Here is a 17,418-nt window from a genome sequence, read left to right as displayed (position 1 = left end):
GGCTGTATTTTGACACAAAAAACCCCCGATAATCGGTTGTCCAACTATCGGGGGTCACTTCATGCGGAGGTTTTTTACAGATAACACCACGGCAGGAAAGATTAAAACGCGCTGGTGTCTTTGAACAGACCCACTTTCAGGTCGGTTGCGGTGTAAATCAGTTTATCATCAACAAAGACTTCGCCGTCACCGATACCCATGATCAGCTTGCGGTTGATCACACGCTTGAGGTGGATGCGGTAGGTGACCTTTTTCGAGGTCGGCAGAACCTGACCGGTAAATTTCACTTCACCCACACCCAGAGCACGGCCTTTCCCTTCGCCGCCCAGCCAGCCGAGATAAAAACCGACTAACTGCCACATGGCATCCAGACCCAGACAGCCCGGCATGACCGGGTCGTTGACAAAATGGCAACCGAAAAACCACAGCTCAGGTTTGATATCCAGCTCAGCTTCGATATAGCCTTTATCAAAATGACCACCGGTTTCGCTCATTTTAATGACGCGATCCATCATCAGCATGTTGCCGGATGGCAGCGGCGGCCCGTTTTCACCAAAGAGTTCGCCCCGTCCTGAGGCTTCAAGTTCTTGCTTTGTGTAGGATTCTTGTTTTGCGACCATAACTCAATCTTTGCCTTGTTTATCAGATAGGCTACACAATAGCTTACACTTGTACGCTGAACAAGTCCGATCAGATAAAAATTGTGTTATTTCCACCAGCGGGAAAACCACGAGTTTCTTGGTTTATCCTGATTATTTGCCAGAAAAATCCGATCCTGAATTATAGCTAACAAGTGTTCTCCGGACGGATTACCTTCTTCTTCATAATACGGCATATTCATCAGGCGTGAGGCTGCCTGTGAGACATGGCCTGCCGTCCATATGTGGAATTCACCCTGACGTACGGCTTCAACCACATCATCCGCCAGCACCAGATGACGCTCGTTGGCGGACGGGATAATTACCCCCTGTTTACCGGTCAGCCCTCTGGCCTGACACAGGCGGAAGAAGCCTTCGATTTTTTCATTCACGCCGCCGATAGCCTGCACAAACCCGAACTGGTCAACAGAGCCGGTCACGGCGATCTGCTGGTCAACCGGCTGCCAGGAGAGGGCACTGATAAGGGCGCACAGCTCAGCCAGAGAGGCGCTGTCACCATCCACTTCGCCGTAGGACTGTTCAAAGACCACGGAGGTGGAGAACGGGAACGGCTGCTCCAGTTTAAGCTCCGCAATCAGGTAAGCCTGCATAATCATCATGCCTTTGGCGTGAATGTTACCGCCAAGCTCTGATTTGCGCTCGACATCAACAAACTCACCATCACCGATATGTGCCACACAGGTGATACGGGAGGGCTCTCCGGTCGCTTCCGGGTGCCCCGGATACTGGAGAACGGACAATCCGTTGATCTGGCCGACAACGCTGCCCTGAGTCTGGATGTACACCTGACCCTGAAGAATCTCATCCAGCCCGCGGTCGGCCAGATAGCCGTGCCGCCAGCTGCGGTTATCTTTGATTTTGCGCAGTGCTTCAGCCGTAATCGTATCCGCCGGCAGCAGGGTGGCGGCATCGCGCAGCAGGGTGGTCAGCCATGTCAGGTCGAGCGGCAGAGTCTTTTTATCTTCCTGAAAACGCATGCCCTGACGGAGCAGTTCATACCAGCCGTCAGCACTGAGCGGCGGCAGCTGATTTTGTTTCAGCAGCCCGTTGACAAACTGACACCAGACGGTCAGCTGTTCTGTTTCTTCCGGCTGGTAATCAAATTCATATTCACCGTACAACGCTTCTTCGCTCAGTTCAGGCTCAGAGAGCATAAACTCATCCAGGCTCAGGCGATCGCCCACCACAATGACCCGCAGGTCAAGCGGCATGCTGTCAACCGGGAACGGCAGCGGATGTTGTTCGGTGTGTGCCAGCCAGTCAAAGCGCTGTGAGCAGACCATCTGCTTTAAACGCAGCCACATTAGTGGTTGTGCGAGCAGACTGCGCAGGGACATGATCAGAAAGCCGCCATTGACCTGATGAATGATGCCGGGCTGCAACTGCACGTGCTGATGATGAGTATAGACCTGACCGAACAGTTGCTCCGGTTCTGTCCAGTCACAGACCGCGAACGGCTGTACAGCACTAAAGTGACCGTTATCCGCCGGTGTAAAGACAAACCTGTGATTATCGAAGTGGTACTCTCCGCCCATGGTACGCTTTTGCCGGACTCTGATTTCCGGCGGCAGTAATTGCGCTATCGTATTCAGATAACACTCGCTTTCGTCACTTTTGACCAGCATAAAACGGCGTTTTGCCGCCGGATGGCTGAAAAGTGACAGGCTTTCCTGCAAACGCGGCTGTACGATACCGGCCTGCTGAGCAGGCAGTTCAGACGCGGTTTGCAGGATGGTGCGGTAACTGTTTTCATCAGGCAGTAATGCCTGCCAGGTCAGCTGTTTAATATTCACTCGGTATTGTCTGCTTTTGATAATGTCGGATTTAATCGTTGCGGCAGGATCTGGCGCTCTCCGCAGTGTGCGGTTATCAGCACCGCCTTTGAATAGTAACGAAAATAGCGGGACATTGTAGCGCGTAAGCAGGCCGGATAGCTATCCTCGCGGCGTTTATTTTTACCCGTACTGACAGGAAAGAATTGTGCCGGGGGGCGGTTTTTTACGGCGAATATTGCTATGCTTATGTCTGTGTTACCCTGTCACTGAGAAAAATCATGAAATATCAGCAACTAGAGAATCTTGAATGTGGCTGGAAGTGGGCCTATCTGGTCAAAAAATACCGTGAAGGTGAGGCGATCACCCGTTATACGGAAAAAAGCCGGGCAGAAGAGGCGGTGGCGCAGTTACTGAAACTGGAATCACATCCGGTAAAAGTGACCGCCTGGATACAAAAACACATGGCGCCGGGACTGGCAAACCGGATGAGCCAGACTATCCGCGCACGGCGCAAGCGTCATTTTAATGCCGAGCAGCAGCATACCCGCAAGAAATCGGTTGATCTGGAGTTTCTGGTCTGGCAGCGGTTGTCCGCGTTATCACAGCGGCGCGGCAGTACCTTATCAGACACGATTGTGCAGTTACTGGAAGATGCGGAACGCAAAGAAAAGTACGCGACGAAGATAACATCACTGAAGGAAGATCTGCAAAGCCTGCTGGGAACAGACAAAAAATAAACCCCATCCGGAGATGGGGTTTATACAATTCATTGCATCATGCAACCGAATCAGAACTTACTGAGCAGCCTGAGTGACTTGTTCAGTTACGCCCTGGATTTCGATTTCAACACGACGATCCGGAGCCAGACATTCGATCAGAGCAGCGCGCTGTTTGATGTTGTCACATTTGTTACCAGTGACAGGATCTTCTTTACCGCGGCCTTCTGCACGGATGCTGCCGGCAGGGATGCCTTTAGCGACCAGGTAATCTACAACGCTCTGTGCACGTTTCTGAGACAGTGGCAGGTTGTAGTTCTGGGAACCGATGCGGTCAGTGTAACCGATAACCAGGACGTTGCCCTGAGTCGGATCGATTGACGCCAGTTCGTTGAACAGCTGGTTCAGAGCTTCCTGACCTTCAGCTTTCAGAGTAGATTTGTTGAAGTTGAACAGAACGTCTGAACGCAGGGTGAAACGTTTGTTCTCAACAACTGGTGCAACAACCGGAGCTGGTTCTGCAACTGGTGCAGCAACTTCATCCTGACCGAAACGGTAAGCAACACCAACACTCAGCATGCCGTTATCAGGACGTGCTAACGTGGTTTCTTTATCGCCGATGTTGTTGATCCACTGATATTCTACACGAGCTGCGATATCACGGGTGATTGCGTACTCAGTACCCAGTGCGAACAGAGGTGAAACACCTGTGTCGTTATTGGTGGTTTGTGTACGGTTAGCTGGTGTGGAGTAGCTGGAATCAGCACGCCATACCATTGCACCCAGACGGGTATAGACATCTAAGTCATCCATTACCGGATAGCTCAGTTTGGTAGTCAGCTGAACGCCCTGTGCTTTGAATGCGCCGTTATTTTCGTCACCTTTGTAAGGCATACGACCTAACCAGTCATAACCTAATTCAAAGCCCATGTACTGGTTGTGCTGATAACCAGCATAGATACCAGCGCCGATCTGATCTTTATGAGTCGGACCGGTGTTACCGATAGTGCTACCGGTATTCTGATACTGAGACCAACCTAATTTACCACCGGTATACCAGGTATTGTCTTTTGGAGCTGCCTGCGCAACGCTTGCGAAAGCTGCCACTGCCACTGCTACTGCGATAGCTGTCTTTTTCATTTTACGCCTCGTTATCATCCAAATTGGCTCTGGCTTAAATAGCCTTATTTTCGCCTTTGGTTTTTAAAAATAGTCAGGGATTATGTGCGCTATTTAGTAAATAGCTCCCAACAGGGAATTTTAAGCACTACCTTAACGGTGTAAAGTCTACAGCGAACTTTAAAAGTTACAAGCCTGTCCTGCGGAATTCGACTAAAAAAATGTAAAAAACTGTACTGATTCATAAACATACAAAATAGTCAATTTCTTTGGATATTTAACTTAACACGTTGAAATAGTGTAATTTTATTAATTAAGCAGAGCAAATGATACGGGCATGTAAAAAAAGCTGAGAATATTCTTAATTTTCCTTAATGATAAGGGAAAGAGTGAATTTGTAATGTATTCAGTTGTCGTGTAACAGGCGCACTGTCATGATGCCATTCCTGCGGGCGCATAATAAAGCCGAGGCAGCCGCCCTGTTCCGCAGCGCGCTGTAACCGGGCGTTCTCCTGCTCAGTCAGTGCCGGCAGCCAGCCCAGAACCACACTGTAGTTACCGCTGGCGAGCGCTTTCTCCATAGCGGCAACACTGTTGATTGCCGGAATGCGGGACAACTGCATGACTTTATCACCCGGCAGCTGATTCTGCGATAACCAGGTACGGTTAAGTTTTGCGCCCGGAGAGAGCCATAACAGCCAGCGGGACTCCCCGGCAAGCTGACGTAATAAAGGAAGCAGAATATGAGTCAGGACGATATCATTATTGCGATAAACCAGTTCGCTGACCATTCCGGCCGGACGGTGGTCCCCCGCAAGGGTGGATGACACAGATGCCGGTGTTACAGGGATGTATTCCCGGGTTGCCTGCTGGCGCATAGTTAACCTCACATAGTGATACTGTATATGTATACAGTATAATCCAATTCTACTCAGATCAAGTAAATTTTTTCCATACAACTCGCAAAATTCAGGTTTGCCGGATACAAATACGAATTTATCGTTGGCAATCGGAGAAACATTCCTTATTTTGTGGCGACAGCTGAGCTCAGTCAGGGAATGACACAACGATACGTTTAACCTGCTTTCAAAGGACTGATAATATGAAGGATTATTTGAAATTGTCAGATGTTCAGTTTGATCGTCTTCAACACAGCACACAGCCGTTCGGCCGGATCCGCCTGAAATCACAGTTCGGGTGTATGGGATTATCCATTGACCGCGTCACGTTCGCACTGATAGCCAACAGCCAGCTCTGGCTGAAAAGCACAGAAGCCACCCGCGAATTATTCTGCCGGCTGGAACTGAATGACCGGTTCACGTATCCCAAGCGGATCCTGCCGATGCGGATTAACTACTACCGCGTACCGGATGCGGTATGGCAGTGCCCTCAGCAGTGTGAGTTTCTTTTTTACCAGACCTACCTGCATGCGCGGGAACATGCACAGTCACGTCAGCAGCTGCCGTCGCGGATTAAAGATCTGCCGAATGTGGACAGGGCACTGGAACGTCGTTTATGGCAGGCAGGGATCCGCAGGGTGGATGATCTCTATTTACTGGGCGCCAAAGCGAGTTTTCTGAAGGTCAAAGCGCGGCCGCAGAATGAGCTGAAGTTACTGTTTGCTATCGCCGGAGCCATTGAGGGGTGCCACAGTGCAGTATTACCAAAAGCACTGCGGGAGGATCTTATCCACTGGCACGGCAGGCTGAACTAAACAGCTCAGTCATCCCGGGGAAATGCGTTTTTCCCCGGGAGCCGAAGTCAGCTGTGCGGTGTTTCTTTCTCCGCAGTCTGTTTTTTGCGGCGGAACCGTCCGGCGGAAGGCTGCCGGTTATACTCTTTATCATTGATCTGCCGGATAAGCCCGGTAATGTCCGGTGTCAGGCTGAGTAACAGACGGATCTGCTCCAGCACCAGTTGCTCGGTGCTGTTATTGTCACAGGTACATTTATCCAGGCGCTGTGCGAGTGCATCAGCAATAGCCTGAATCTGTAAATCTTCCCGGTGTCCTTTTTGCAGGGCGGCCTCAATATAGCGGATAGCATCATTCAGCAGACGCAGAATAGTGTCATCCGTGAGTTTGGTACGGTGAGCCCCGAGCGCGGAAATATAACTGAGCAGCGTGTGATTGAGGCAAAGCAGGCGGAACGCCTCATCCTGTGATGTGCGGTAACTGCTCGGCTCTGAGGATATATTCGCCACCACCGAGGCAAATTCCCCGTCGCTGATATGGGCATCACGGCGGGCAACCCGGTACTCCAGGCTGTCAGTTTTACCGTTGTAATACTGCTGCAGAATTTGTTCCAGATAACGGCCGTTTGCCTGCATCGTGCGGTCGATCACCAGCGGCAGCTGGCGGTATTTCCAGTCCGGCCAGATATAACTGACGGCAAACCAGGCAAGTCCGCAGCCGATAAGGGTATCAATAATGCGGTGAATGGCGATATCAAACCCTTCACCCAGCAGGTTAAAACTGAACAGCACCAGCAGGGTGATAAAAATGGTGGCCTGGGCATACTGACTGGTACGGAACACAAAGAACATCAGCCCGGACAGTACCATCAGAATAAGCTGTCCCTCATAAGACGGCACAAAATACATGATCGGCAGGCCGATAAGGATCCCGGCGAGTGTCCCTGTGATACGCAGCATCAGGCGGCGCCGTGTGGCACTGTAGTTCGGCTGGCAGACAAACAGGCTGGTCAGCATAATCCAGTAACCGCGGGTTAAATCAAAGGTCAGGATGATGGCGTAACCGGCACACAGTAACAGCGACATCCGGATAGCATGGCGGAACAGCGCGGATCGCGGCGTCAGGTTCTGCCGGACCCGTGCCCAGATATCACGCAGTCCCTGTAAGTTTTCGTTGGACAGGCGCGCATCTTCCTGCATCTTTTCTGCCGGAAGTTGCGTCTGCTCTGCGGTCAGCCCTTTCAGCTGGGAATCGACCCCGCGCAGGTTGGTCAGCAGATGGCGCAGAGCCATGACACTGCTGTTGCCGGGTTTTTGCTGCTCCAGCAGGTTGAGGGAGTTTTCCAGATACGAAAATGTCCGCTCAAAACGCGGGTTATGGTGATATTTCCGGCGCTGCAAAATGGCCTGTGCAACAGCGGCGCAGGCGTGTCCCTGCATGGTCATCAGCCGCTGAAAGCGGAACATAATGTCGCTGTAACGCAGTTCATTACTTAAATTCTGATACTGGATATGGGATGAGCTTGCCCGCTCATGAATATCCTGGGCGACAAAGTAATAATGAAGGGCATGGCGGGTACTGCGTTGTCCGCGATCGCCTTTCAGGCGGGAAAACAGCGTGGTTTTCGCCTGATGCATCGCTTCCGTCAGCGCGCTGTTTGCCATCGCCAGTTCAAAGACGGATTGCTGATAATCCTCTTCGATATCCGGATCAAACAGGTTCGCTTTTGCCTCCAGATAATCAGAAAGCTGCATATAATAGCGGGCGAGATTATCCTGAAGAGGACGGACAGGGAAAAACAGGTGCCCGGTCAGGGTCAGCAGGTTGTACCAGACCGCCCCGGTCAGCAGTAACAGCGGCTGCTGATACCAGTCATCAAACAGGTTTTTTCCCAGCATGGTGTAAATCGCGATCAGCAGTGCCCCGAAGGCAATGGTGGCGTAACGCTGCCCGAGCGCACCCAGCAGAATAAACCCGCTGGTTGATACCGCAAGACCTGCCATAAACAGGAGGTGGTGGTCATACAGCAGTTCAATTGACGCAGACGCGACAAAAAAAGAGATCAGCGTGATAAACAGATTACGCAGACGCCCGGCGAGCCGGTCATCCAGGTCTGTCAGTGCGGCGGCGACCATCCCGAGCGTCAGGGCAATGGTCACCTTCGGCGGCATGTGCAGCAGCCAAGGCACCAGTGTGGTCCCTGTCAGCGCAATCAGAATGCGGAAATAATAAAGAAAATGGCTGTTATAAATATACCGGCTGAAGCCGGAAAACGCTGCAAGCACAATAACCTCAGTGAGTCAGAAATACCCTTAACGGGAATTTGGCAGTAAACTAATTGTGTCTTTCCTGTAATATGATAATGGTATGGCGCTGGCATACGTTTTACCACATCTGGTTTTATCACATATTGATTTCAATCTTGTAACGGTGCGGAACACATGGAATTAAAATCAACACAAATGGGGCAGACACTGGCCCGGCATCCTTACAACCGCGTGCGGTTACTCAACGCAGGTATCGAAGTCAGCGGGGCAAAACACCGGTATGTTATTCCTTTCAATGAGTTAATCAATATTCAATGTAAACGCGGTATCGTCTGGGGCGAACTGGAGTTTGAACTGCCGGATGAGCAGGTTGTGCGTCTGCACGGTACTCAGTGGCAGGAAACTCAGGCATTTTATCAGTATGTTACTGATATCTGGTCACGCTGGAGTGATGAAATGAGCGTGGTCAGCGCGGGGGTGCTGGATAAACAGGTCAGTGACATTAAGGCGGTGATTCAGGCCGATCGCTGGCTGACACAGCCGGAAAGTCAGAAACTGCATGACAGTATTCTGCACGCCTTTGCGGCACTGCCGCTGCCCCGTGCGCGTCTGGTCAATTTTGATAACTGCGCGCAGTCATATCAGTTTTGTCTGGACTGGCTCAGTCACACCGGGGAAAAACGCCGTCAGCGCAACCGTGAATGGACAGAACAATGCCTTGAAACCTATGCGGATTTCTTTGCCAATGTGGAATCCTCCCCGCTGAATACGTCGCAGAGTGAGGCGGTGGTCAATGGTGAGCCTTCTGTGCTGGTACTGGCGGGAGCCGGAAGCGGTAAAACCTCAGTACTGGTGGCGCGGGCAGGCTGGCTGCTGCGCCGTCAGCAGGCGCTGCCGGATCAGATCCTGATGCTGGCCTTCGGGCGGCAGGCGGCGGACGAAATGAATGAACGGATCCGCACCTGTCTGCATACAGAAGAGATCCGCAGTAAAACCTTTCATGCCCTCGCACTGCATATTATCCGCGAGGCATCCAATAAATCGCCGGTTATCAGTACGCTGGAAAGCGACACAGCCGCCCGTCATGAACTGATTAAATCGGTCTGGCAGACGCAGTGCCGTGAGAAAAAAGCGCAGGCAAAAGGCTGGCGCGAACTTATCAGCGGCAGTATGAACTGGCTGGTGGATGAGGGTGAATACTGGGAAGATGAAACTCTGTGCCGCCGCATAGTGCCGAGGATTGACCGCTGGCTCAGCCTGATGCGCATGAACGGCGGCAGCCAGAAAGTGATGATTGAATCCGCCCCGCCGGATATCGCGCCCGAATTCACAAAACAAATCAAACTGATGGCCCCGTTTTTAAAAGCCTGGAAAAGTGCCCTGAAAGACGAGGGAGCGACAGATTTTTCCGGGCTTATCCATCAGGCGGTGAACCTGATTGAAAAAGGGCGCTTTATCTCGCCGTGGAAAGCGGTGCTGGTGGACGAATTCCAGGATATCTCACCCCTGCGGGCAAAACTGATCCACGCGCTGCGGGCTCAGAATCCGCAGACCACACTGTTTGCTGTCGGTGATGACTGGCAGGCCATTTACCGTTTCAGTGGCGCGGAACTGACACTGACCACGGATTTCAGCGCGGTCTTCGGTGAGGGCGGGCAGTGTGCGCTGGACACCACATACCGTTTTAACAGCCGTATCGGGGAAATTGCCAACCGCTTTATTCAGCGTAACCCGCAGCAGCTGACCAAACCGCTGAACAGCCTGATGAAAGGGGATAAAAAAGCGGTTCTGTTACTGCCGGACAGCCAGCTGGAAGCATTGCTGAATAAAATGAGCGGTTATGTGACCGAAGCAGAGACGATTCTGATCCTGGCACGTTATCACCACCTTAAACCGGAGATTCTGTCGGTAGCGGCTACCCGCTGGCCGCATCTTAATATCCGGTTTATGACGATGCATGCCTCAAAAGGTCAGCAGGCAGATTACGTGATTATTACCGGGCTGACCGATGAACGGGACGGTTTCCCGGCGGCGGCGCGGGAATCGGTCATTGAGCAGGGATTACTGCCGCGGGAAGAGGAATTTATGCATGCGGAAGAGCGCCGCCTGATGTATGTGGCGCTGACCAGGGCAAAAAAACAGGTCTGGCTGTTGTATGACAAAGATTCTCCGTCCTGCTTCGCGGAAGAACTGGCGGATATGGGCGTCAGCCGGGTGAAAAAGCCCTGAACAGGAAAGCGGCGGCGGTCAGTCATCGCCGCTGCAAAACGCCGTTACTGAGTGCGTTCACTTAAATAGCGGTGGTAATCCGGAATAACAATATCCACATCATTGTCGAAATCCGGCGAGTGAATAATAAAATCGGCGGTTGACATATTGGTCGCCACCGGAATATTCCAGACGGTCGCCAGACGCAGCAGGGCTTTCACATCCGGGTCATGAGGCACGGCATTGAGCGGATCCCAGAAAAAAATCAGCACATCAATTTTGCCTTCCGCAATCATTGCGCCGATCTGCTGATCCCCGCCCATCGGCCCGCTCAGCATGCCGGTGATCTCAAGTCCTGTTTCACGACTGATAAGCTTACCGGTGGTACCGGTAGCGAACAGTTCGTGGCTTTCTAATTTAGCCAGATTGCGCTGAACCCAGGCCAGTAATTTGGTTTTATAGTGATCGTGAGCCACAAGGGCGATTTTTTTATGCCTGGTCAGTACTCGGGTGGTCGATTCCATAACGCTCTCTTTTCCGGCGAATAAATGTTATTCAATAACATAAGCGAAAAAAAGCGTTCCGCCAACAGGTGATTTTCAATTCAGTATGCTATAACTCAGATTGTCGCGCAGGATCATAAAAGAGGCTTCTATGAATGACACATTTCTGACCGGTATTCTTCAGCAGGTAAAAACAATTGCTGTCGCCGGTGCGAGTGATAAACCGGATCGCCCTGTTTATCATGTGATGGAATATTTGCTGGGGCAGGGATACCGGGTGATTCCGGTGAACCCGAAACTGGCGGGAAAAACCCTGATCGGGCAGCTGGTGTATGGTTCGCTGGCTGATATTCCGGAGCCGGTGGATATGGTGGATGTTTTCCGGAATGCGGATGCCGCGCCGGGTATTGCACAAGAGGCGATCGCCATAAAAGCGAACGTGCTGTGGCTGCAGCAGGGAATTATCAGTAGTGAGGCGAAAGCGCTGGCGGAAAATGCCGGGATGCTGTTTGTTGAGGATCGCTGTCCGAAAATTGAGATCCCGCGTCTGGGTCTGGAAAAGTAAGCAAAAATAAAGCCCCGGCATGTGAGTGGCGGGGCTGTTCGTGTATTAATTGCGCAACCGGGGAGACAGTAACTGGTTACGGATGGACTCAGCCAGCTCATCCATTGTGATGTTATCGGGGTGGTCTTCATCCATCTCATAGGTGATCTGGGCTTCTGCCAGATAGCTATGGATAGGTTCACCGTTATCGTCTTCCATCACGACGTGGTACCAGGGCGAAGAGCGCAGGTTCATATTGGATGCGATATCGTCCTCTTCCGGCTGATCCAGTGAGTATTCAGCATCAATATCGACAATCACGCCCAGGTAGCCAAGCAGCTTATGGCGGACTTGTTGTCCGATACCGAACTTACTTGAAATCATCATAATCACCTCCGAAGAAACTTTGCTCTGTTACTAATATGGGGGGTACTGATGACAGATTCAATCCCTTAACAGATAGTTGTTTCCTATCACTGCAATCAGCAACAGCTGACAATTTCAGGTTATCGGGGTGTGGATAAAATTACAACCTGCGGACAGTGATACAGATAAATATAGTGATATTTCCGGAAAAAGGAGCGACATAATGAAGATTGGACGACATTTTACCGTATACGGACGTGTTCAGGGCGTCGGTTTCCGTTATCAAACGTTTTATTGGGCAAAACGCCATAATGTGACCGGTTTTGTCCGCAATCGTCAGGATGGCAGCGTGGAAATTGAGGCGTATGGTGATGAAAGTGTGCTGGACGGCATGACCGCGTGGCTGGAAGCGGGCGGGCCGCCGGGGGCGAAAGTGACGGAGATTATCGCAACGCCCTGCGATTACAGGGACGTTACACTATTCCGTGTCCGTCACGAATAAACGGTGGTCAGATACACTTCACCGGTTTCGGCAGCCCGGCCAGTTTTGTTGCCTGTTTGGCGGGGCCTTTCGGAAACAGGCGATACAGATAACGGCTGTTCCCGCGCTCTTCGCCATACTTCTGTGTGATGGCTTTCACCAGCATACGGATAGCCGGTGAGGTGTTAAATTCCAGATAAAAATCCCGTACAAAGCGGATAACTTCCCAGTGCTGCTCTGTCAGGGTAATCTCTTCCTGTTCAGCCAGCAGCGGCACCATAGCCTCCTGCCAGTCCTGCACATTGAGTAAATAGCCGTGGGGATCTGTGGCGATTTCACGCCCTTCAAACACAAACATAATCTGAACCTGCTGAAAATGAGAATGAAAATGTAGCAAAAATCTGCCGCTATCCCAAGCATCAGAAGAAAGAAAGCGGTGGTTGTGATGATAAAATCAGCTAACACATTGAGAAATGGCTAAATTTCCGGCATTCAGACAATCCGGGACTTTACAAGGGACGGGGAGGGGACTATAGTGCTCGTCATTGCGGAGGGGTGGCCGAGCGGCTTAAGGCAGCGGTCTTGAAAACCGCCGACGGGAAACCGTCCGAGAGTTCGAATCTCTCCTCCTCCGCCATCTTCACGTCTTCCTGCGTCTTCTGAAGTCCCTCAACCCCCGGTAAATCAGACTTTCATCCGAAAAAAATCCGAAGGTACTCTGCGGGTTCTCCGGAATACCCTGCAGCAGAAAATTTTCGTACTTTTGCACGCTGTTATATCGCTATTTTCCTCAGTAACACGTATTCCCGTCAAATCAGAATTAATGCTATATCAAGCCATATCACCCCGCACATCAGTCCGCAGTGACAGTGCTCCGTCGGGTATGGTGCAGCAACGTGATGTCTGTCGGGGCAGGTAAGCGCGGTTTCTGGTGCGGAAACGGAACGGTCTGAACACACTAAGACGGGAATAATTCAGTTCTCCGGGATGTCCGGATAGCTCATATGTTTGGTTCTTCTGAACAACAGAAACCACAGACATAAAAAAGCCGGTTAAACGCAACCGGCATGAAAAACATAAGCTTTTAAGTAAAATGGTCGCACTAAATAATGCAATTACAAATATACAGAGTATTTTTGCTAAAATCTAACATAAAATGCGTGTTCTGAATTTAAAAATAACCCTATACGTTTTTCCCTGCCGTGTTTTCATCATGGTGACGCGCGGTACCATTTCACGGTTAATGGTTCATCTGAACGGGCGGTGCTGACATCAGAAGCAGGCGGCGGGTCAATCATGCAGGATGAAACAGTAAGAAAATGTAACCTTAAATTAAATAAAAGCTAAACAAAAGCGATATTTTGATCAGTTTCTGGTCGTTTTGTTTGTTGTCAATCGCGGCATGGATTACTCTTAATAGGTGTTGATTAGGAGACATTGTGAAAGATATAAATTTTATTGTAGGTCAGAATATCCGCAGCTTAAGACACCGTAACGGTATGACAACGAAAGCATTAGCAAATCAGCTGGGAATATCCCCGCAACAGATATCAAGGTATGAGCGGGGAATCAATAAAATAGATGCCAGTATTGTATTTAAGATAATAAATATATTTGGTGTTCCTTATGAGGCTTTATTCCCGGAACCGGAAACTGAGGATTTTTCTCAGACAAAAGCATCACTTATGTATATGGATCCAATGCTATTCCATAATGAGTATCAGTCTTATTAGTTTAACGTAATCAACTCCCGGCATGCGAAGAAGCTCAGTGCTGAGTTAATGGTATAAAAAAATAGCCCGAAACCGTGGGGGAAACGGGCTGAAAGAGTTGGTATAAATTGGAATAATAGTAAGAAAAGTGATTGAATCTGATATAAGAACAATCTTAGTGATAGTAACGGGATAAACTTAAACAAAGGTTAAATACCCTGTCAAATACCAGGGTTTTATCCTCGGATAATCCATCGCAAAGCCTGCTCACTGAGCAGGTTTTTTTTATCGTGCTCAACCGACGATTGCTGATTCAAACTCATTAATAAAAAACGGAAAATCCATCGTATTTTCTGACCATACAAGGGCGTTTTTACTCAGTTCATGATAGTTATTAATGATATGGTGAATCGCATCCATACAATCAGAAGGTGATATAAGTTTAATTGATGTTAATTTATCATCAGTCGGATCATAGACATCATAGGGAAAGTCAATATTGATATTTGTTTTTTCTTTATACTCATCCGGTAAGAGAGTCGGTTTTATGGCTATACCGCTATATTCATTTTTAATAGCTTCCGGTTGCCCGTCAATCAATGGATATATAACAGGGATCCCATGAGACATTGCTTCGATGCAGGAAAGGCCAAAAGCTTCAGTCACCGGCGTACTGAGGTATATATCGATTTCATCATAAAAATCACTCATATCAGACTGATAACCCATGAACATGACATTTTTTTGTAGTGAAAGACGTTCTGTGAGCTTCTCAAGTTCTTTCCTGTTGTCACCGGCACCAGCAATAATCAGGAATGCATTAACGCCATTATCTAACAGTTCTTTTACCGTCAGTATGGATATCCCGATACCTTTGATCCCAACCAGTCTTGATGCGGTCCCGAGAACAATTTTTTCATCAGATATTTCTCTCGGTTCCGGTGATATCGGCATATTCAGCCTATTGAGAACAACGTTGATATCCTTATTGAAATTATATCGCAACTGGATGATTCTTTTAGACGCGTTGCTGTTGGATATAACGCTGTCGATATTTTTGAAAAAGTCATCTGTTTTTTTATTTTGCGGATATCGCCACCCGCATCCGCAATCATAATATATTTTCTTACATTTTATTTCACTCAGGTCTATACGTGGCATGAAATCCCATATGACTAAGATATCAGGCTGTAACGTGTTTATTCTGGCAATAAGGACTTTTTTTCGTAAGGCAGTCGGGTATTTTATATTGACGTTGTTAAAAATTCTGTTAGCGAAGGTAATTTTTTTATCGTCAAATAAGTCAGATATTTTGTCATCAATTCTGTTACTACAGCATATAATTGTGTTATCAAACTGACTATTCTCTATAAACATAGAAAAGCGTTTTTCAACACCACCAAAACCGGAGAGGTTAATCAGATGGGCAACTTTCATTTTTACTCCAGATAGATATTACTGACATGGCATTAATAGCCTGCCATCTTTAACTATTTTACTTATGGGTGTTATATTTTGTTAATTCATTACCGGCATTATTGATAGTGTCCGGAGACGGACAGATTATTGCCGGGGCGTTTTATACAGGGAATATTTAATACGCCATCCGGTTTTTACGGTGCAACAGGATGATTAGTTTTAGGGTTCGGGCCAAATCTGTTGTCCCCGGGATGGCTATCCAGACAAGAAAATACAAAAATAATAATACCACCAAAGGGTATTAATAAGGCCAATAACCACCAGCCTGATCTGCCGGTATCATGTAAACGACGGACTGTTACCGAAAGAGAGGGAATAAATGTCACAATGATATAAATCACAAAAAATACCGTTAATACAAGACTGATGGTATTAAAATCCCGGGAGTAAAGATCTGAAAAATAAAGTGTGGCAAGATAAAGAGAAACGATAATTGCGTTATTGATCAGAGTAAACATCCAATACTCTTTTCGTCTGGCTCTGCCTTTAAAGTTAAAGTAGTTAATATTAATAGCGTATGAGTACCAATCCATATATTTACCATTACCTGAAATTATAAGGGGCGGGAATATATATAATGAGTAATCAGATGTAAATTATTTTAATGTAAGATTATATTAATACTAATTGTATTAGTAAAAAAGGAAAATATCAGCACACTTCAGATCTAAGACTCGCATTAAAATTGCACCATTCCCGGGCTTATTGCAAAAATGGCCAGAGTGAAAAATACGCACGTTATTGATTGCCTCCTCATGATAAGCGATATGCGTAAATGAGTTCAAAGGGAAACGACCCGCAGATACAGGGACTGGCGGTATCGCCGTGGCTGATTCAGGAATGGCATAACATAGTGAAATAAAAATAAAACAGCAGAATATAATGTTTTTATCCGGTTATGTCGCCTGCGGCAGAGCGGAAAGCACGGATTGTTTGTATGGTTTTGATGATACTTTATTTTTATTGTTATTATTCATGTTGTTATAGCGATTTTTTATTTTGTTACATATTTTATTTCTGTGTTCACCAAAGAAAAGTTTATTTTATTTATTATTTACAGTGAGTTATCGCGTTATCTTAAAAAAACAGGATGGTTTGTCATTTTTATATTCCGGATTATTACACCGCCAACGTCTTAATTGGATTGGTGAGTAGTCTGATATTCTGTTTTTTGGGATTGCATTGACCTGAGTCACTCATTCTGTGAGGTTCGGACCTTCCTCCGGATCTTTACAGATCGATAAGTGAAATTTATTATCCCGCGGTTCAGCACCATGTGCATTGACTGATAACAGCATGCAGTTGCAGGCATGTCAGGTGGGCGTCAATCGAAGTACTGTCAATATAGTCCGGCCATTATCCGGACGGATCGTTTTTGTTCTCTCTGCGGACGTCCGGGTAACGACTGTCCGTGACTGTTACTGTACGGAGTTGTTGTGGTTCCTTCTCTTTCTGATCTGCTGCCGGGCAATTCCGGACTGGTCTTTACCTGTAAAATCGGGCGGCTGCCGGAAAACACTTTCCGGGTGACCGCGTTCACCCTGGATGAAACGCTTTCTGCCTTATTTTCCTTATCCGTTTCTGCCGTCAGCCTGCTGCCGTCCAGTCGATTTTCAGGCCTGTCTCGGTTCTGTCGCCTCACTGACAGTCATCCGCAACGGCGTTAAGGTCCGTACCGTGCAGGGATTGCTGGCCTCCGCCGAACAGGGTAATACTGACGGCAACAAAACCTGGTATCAGTTTATGATCCGCCCGGAAATGTGGATCATGACACTCAATCAGGACAGCCGCATTTTCCGCCAGCAATCCGTACCGGAAGTCCTCGCCACCCTGCTGAATGAGGCGCATGTCAAAAATGACCTGAAATTTTATGACGGCGCACTGCACGGTAAGCGC

Annotated in this window: 16 protein-coding genes, 1 tRNA gene and 1 pseudogene; 8 read left to right on the top strand and 10 right to left on the bottom strand. The window is 48.6% G+C overall.

The window, feature by feature from the left end:
- Positions 1-101: 101 nt before the first annotated feature.
- Entirely contained in the window at positions 102-620 is a 519-nt protein-coding gene (fabA, locus tag N7387_RS19930; protein WP_025155194.1) for a bifunctional 3-hydroxydecanoyl-ACP dehydratase/trans-2-decenoyl-ACP isomerase, read from the bottom strand.
- An 86-nt stretch (positions 621-706) separates the two neighbouring features.
- On the bottom strand, positions 707-2,452 hold the full coding sequence (locus N7387_RS19925) for a Lon protease family protein (protein ID WP_262861181.1): 1,746 nt from the start codon (positions 2,450-2,452) through the stop codon (positions 707-709).
- A gap of 260 nt (positions 2,453-2,712) precedes the next feature.
- On the opposite strand from N7387_RS19925, the gene matP reads away from it, so the two are divergent.
- Entirely contained in the window at positions 2,713-3,171 is a 459-nt protein-coding gene (gene matP, locus N7387_RS19920) for a macrodomain Ter protein MatP (protein WP_279800764.1), read from the top strand.
- A gap of 57 nt (positions 3,172-3,228) precedes the next feature.
- Here matP and ompA read toward each other — a convergent pair whose 3' ends face one another.
- Positions 3,229-4,290, bottom strand: a complete 1,062-nt coding sequence (ompA, locus tag N7387_RS19915) for a porin OmpA (protein ID WP_262861179.1) — start codon at positions 4,288-4,290, stop codon at positions 3,229-3,231.
- A gap of 350 nt (positions 4,291-4,640) precedes the next feature.
- The gene (gene sulA, locus N7387_RS19910; protein WP_279800763.1) at positions 4,641-5,147 is read right to left on the bottom strand and encodes an SOS-induced cell division inhibitor SulA; all 507 of its coding nucleotides are present in this window, start codon (positions 5,145-5,147) and stop codon (positions 4,641-4,643) included.
- Between the two features lie 224 nt (positions 5,148-5,371).
- Between sulA and N7387_RS19905 the strand changes: the two genes are divergently transcribed.
- On the top strand, positions 5,372-5,983 hold the full coding sequence (locus N7387_RS19905) for a TfoX/Sxy family DNA transformation protein (protein ID WP_262861177.1): 612 nt from the start codon (positions 5,372-5,374) through the stop codon (positions 5,981-5,983).
- 47 nt (positions 5,984-6,030) lie between these two features.
- On the opposite strand, the gene yccS is transcribed toward N7387_RS19905, so the two are convergent.
- Positions 6,031-8,247, bottom strand: a complete 2,217-nt coding sequence (gene yccS / locus N7387_RS19900; RefSeq protein WP_279800762.1) for a YccS family putative transporter — start codon at positions 8,245-8,247, stop codon at positions 6,031-6,033.
- Between the two features lie 156 nt (positions 8,248-8,403).
- Here yccS and helD point away from each other — a divergent pair, with 156 nt between their 5' ends.
- A complete protein-coding gene (gene helD / locus N7387_RS19895; RefSeq protein WP_279800761.1) occupies positions 8,404-10,458 on the top strand; it encodes a DNA helicase IV in 2,055 nt (684 codons plus the stop codon).
- Between the two features lie 44 nt (positions 10,459-10,502).
- On the opposite strand, the gene N7387_RS19890 is transcribed toward helD, so the two are convergent.
- Positions 10,503-10,961, bottom strand: a complete 459-nt coding sequence (locus N7387_RS19890; protein WP_262861174.1) for a methylglyoxal synthase — start codon at positions 10,959-10,961, stop codon at positions 10,503-10,505.
- A gap of 130 nt (positions 10,962-11,091) precedes the next feature.
- Here N7387_RS19890 and N7387_RS19885 point away from each other — a divergent pair, with 130 nt between their 5' ends.
- Positions 11,092-11,505, top strand: a complete 414-nt coding sequence (locus N7387_RS19885) for a CoA-binding protein (RefSeq protein WP_279800760.1) — start codon at positions 11,092-11,094, stop codon at positions 11,503-11,505.
- A gap of 45 nt (positions 11,506-11,550) precedes the next feature.
- Here the strand turns inward: N7387_RS19885 and hspQ are convergent, their stop codons facing one another.
- Positions 11,551-11,871: a heat shock protein HspQ gene (gene hspQ, locus N7387_RS19880; protein ID WP_025153288.1), complete on the bottom strand. Its 321-nt coding sequence runs from the start codon at positions 11,869-11,871 to the stop codon at positions 11,551-11,553.
- A 202-nt stretch (positions 11,872-12,073) separates the two neighbouring features.
- On the opposite strand from hspQ, the gene N7387_RS19875 reads away from it, so the two are divergent.
- Positions 12,074-12,352, top strand: coding sequence for an acylphosphatase (locus tag N7387_RS19875; protein ID WP_262861172.1), 279 nt, complete (start codon positions 12,074-12,076; stop codon positions 12,350-12,352).
- A 7-nt stretch (positions 12,353-12,359) separates the two neighbouring features.
- Here N7387_RS19875 and tusE read toward each other — a convergent pair whose 3' ends face one another.
- Positions 12,360-12,689: a sulfurtransferase TusE gene (gene tusE / locus N7387_RS19870; RefSeq protein WP_004241806.1), complete on the bottom strand. Its 330-nt coding sequence runs from the start codon at positions 12,687-12,689 to the stop codon at positions 12,360-12,362.
- Between the two features lie 191 nt (positions 12,690-12,880).
- Between tusE and N7387_RS19865 the strand changes: the two genes are divergently transcribed.
- Together N7387_RS19865 and N7387_RS19860 are read left to right on the top strand one after the other, a co-directional pair.
- Positions 12,881-12,968, top strand: a tRNA-Ser gene (locus N7387_RS19865).
- Positions 12,969-13,770: 802 nt separating this feature from the next.
- Positions 13,771-14,064 carry a helix-turn-helix transcriptional regulator gene (locus N7387_RS19860; protein ID WP_262860958.1) on the top strand — a complete coding sequence of 98 codons (294 nt, stop codon included), beginning with the start codon at positions 13,771-13,773 and terminating at the stop codon, positions 14,062-14,064.
- Positions 14,065-14,337: 273 nt separating this feature from the next.
- Here N7387_RS19860 and N7387_RS19855 read toward each other — a convergent pair whose 3' ends face one another.
- Positions 14,338-15,480 carry a glycosyltransferase gene (locus tag N7387_RS19855; protein WP_279800759.1) on the bottom strand — a complete coding sequence of 381 codons (1,143 nt, stop codon included), beginning with the start codon at positions 15,478-15,480 and terminating at the stop codon, positions 14,338-14,340.
- Positions 15,481-15,656: 176 nt separating this feature from the next.
- Positions 15,657-16,055 (bottom strand): DUF805 domain-containing protein, encoded by a 399-nt coding sequence (locus tag N7387_RS19850; protein ID WP_279800758.1) that lies wholly within the window; start codon positions 16,053-16,055, stop codon positions 15,657-15,659.
- Between the two features lie 903 nt (positions 16,056-16,958).
- Here N7387_RS19850 and N7387_RS19845 point away from each other — a divergent pair.
- A pseudogene (locus tag N7387_RS19845) lies at positions 16,959-17,418 on the top strand (contractile injection system protein, VgrG/Pvc8 family); the annotation flags it as partial.

The sequence above is a fragment of the Morganella sp. GD04133 genome (assembly GCF_029835375.1).
Lineage (GTDB): Bacteria > Pseudomonadota > Gammaproteobacteria > Enterobacterales > Enterobacteriaceae > Morganella > Morganella morganii_B.
The sequence above is the reverse complement of the archived record's forward strand: the minus strand, read 5'-3'. Positions and strand labels throughout refer to the sequence as shown.

What these genes read in the sequence shown, in the direction of transcription:
- N7387_RS19850 (WP_279800758.1), bottom strand. Translation starts at nt 16,055, where the DNA reads ATGGATTGGTACTCATACGCTATTAATATTAACTACTTTAACTTTAAA.
- matP (WP_279800764.1), top strand. Translation starts at nt 2,713, where the DNA reads ATGAAATATCAGCAACTAGAGAATCTTGAATGTGGCTGGAAGTGGGCC.
- hspQ (WP_025153288.1), bottom strand. Translation starts at nt 11,871, where the DNA reads ATGATGATTTCAAGTAAGTTCGGTATCGGACAACAAGTCCGCCATAAG.
- N7387_RS19885 (WP_279800760.1), top strand. Translation starts at nt 11,092, where the DNA reads ATGAATGACACATTTCTGACCGGTATTCTTCAGCAGGTAAAAACAATT.
- N7387_RS19905 (WP_262861177.1), top strand. Translation starts at nt 5,372, where the DNA reads ATGAAGGATTATTTGAAATTGTCAGATGTTCAGTTTGATCGTCTTCAA.
- tusE (WP_004241806.1), bottom strand. Translation starts at nt 12,689, where the DNA reads ATGTTTGTGTTTGAAGGGCGTGAAATCGCCACAGATCCCCACGGCTAT.
- fabA (WP_025155194.1), bottom strand. Translation starts at nt 620, where the DNA reads ATGGTCGCAAAACAAGAATCCTACACAAAGCAAGAACTTGAAGCCTCA.
- sulA (WP_279800763.1), bottom strand. Translation starts at nt 5,147, where the DNA reads ATGCGCCAGCAGGCAACCCGGGAATACATCCCTGTAACACCGGCATCT.
- N7387_RS19890 (WP_262861174.1), bottom strand. Translation starts at nt 10,961, where the DNA reads ATGGAATCGACCACCCGAGTACTGACCAGGCATAAAAAAATCGCCCTT.
- N7387_RS19855 (WP_279800759.1), bottom strand. Translation starts at nt 15,480, where the DNA reads ATGAAAGTTGCCCATCTGATTAACCTCTCCGGTTTTGGTGGTGTTGAA.
- helD (WP_279800761.1), top strand. Translation starts at nt 8,404, where the DNA reads ATGGAATTAAAATCAACACAAATGGGGCAGACACTGGCCCGGCATCCT.
- ompA (WP_262861179.1), bottom strand. Translation starts at nt 4,290, where the DNA reads ATGAAAAAGACAGCTATCGCAGTAGCAGTGGCAGTGGCAGCTTTCGCA.
- N7387_RS19875 (WP_262861172.1), top strand. Translation starts at nt 12,074, where the DNA reads ATGAAGATTGGACGACATTTTACCGTATACGGACGTGTTCAGGGCGTC.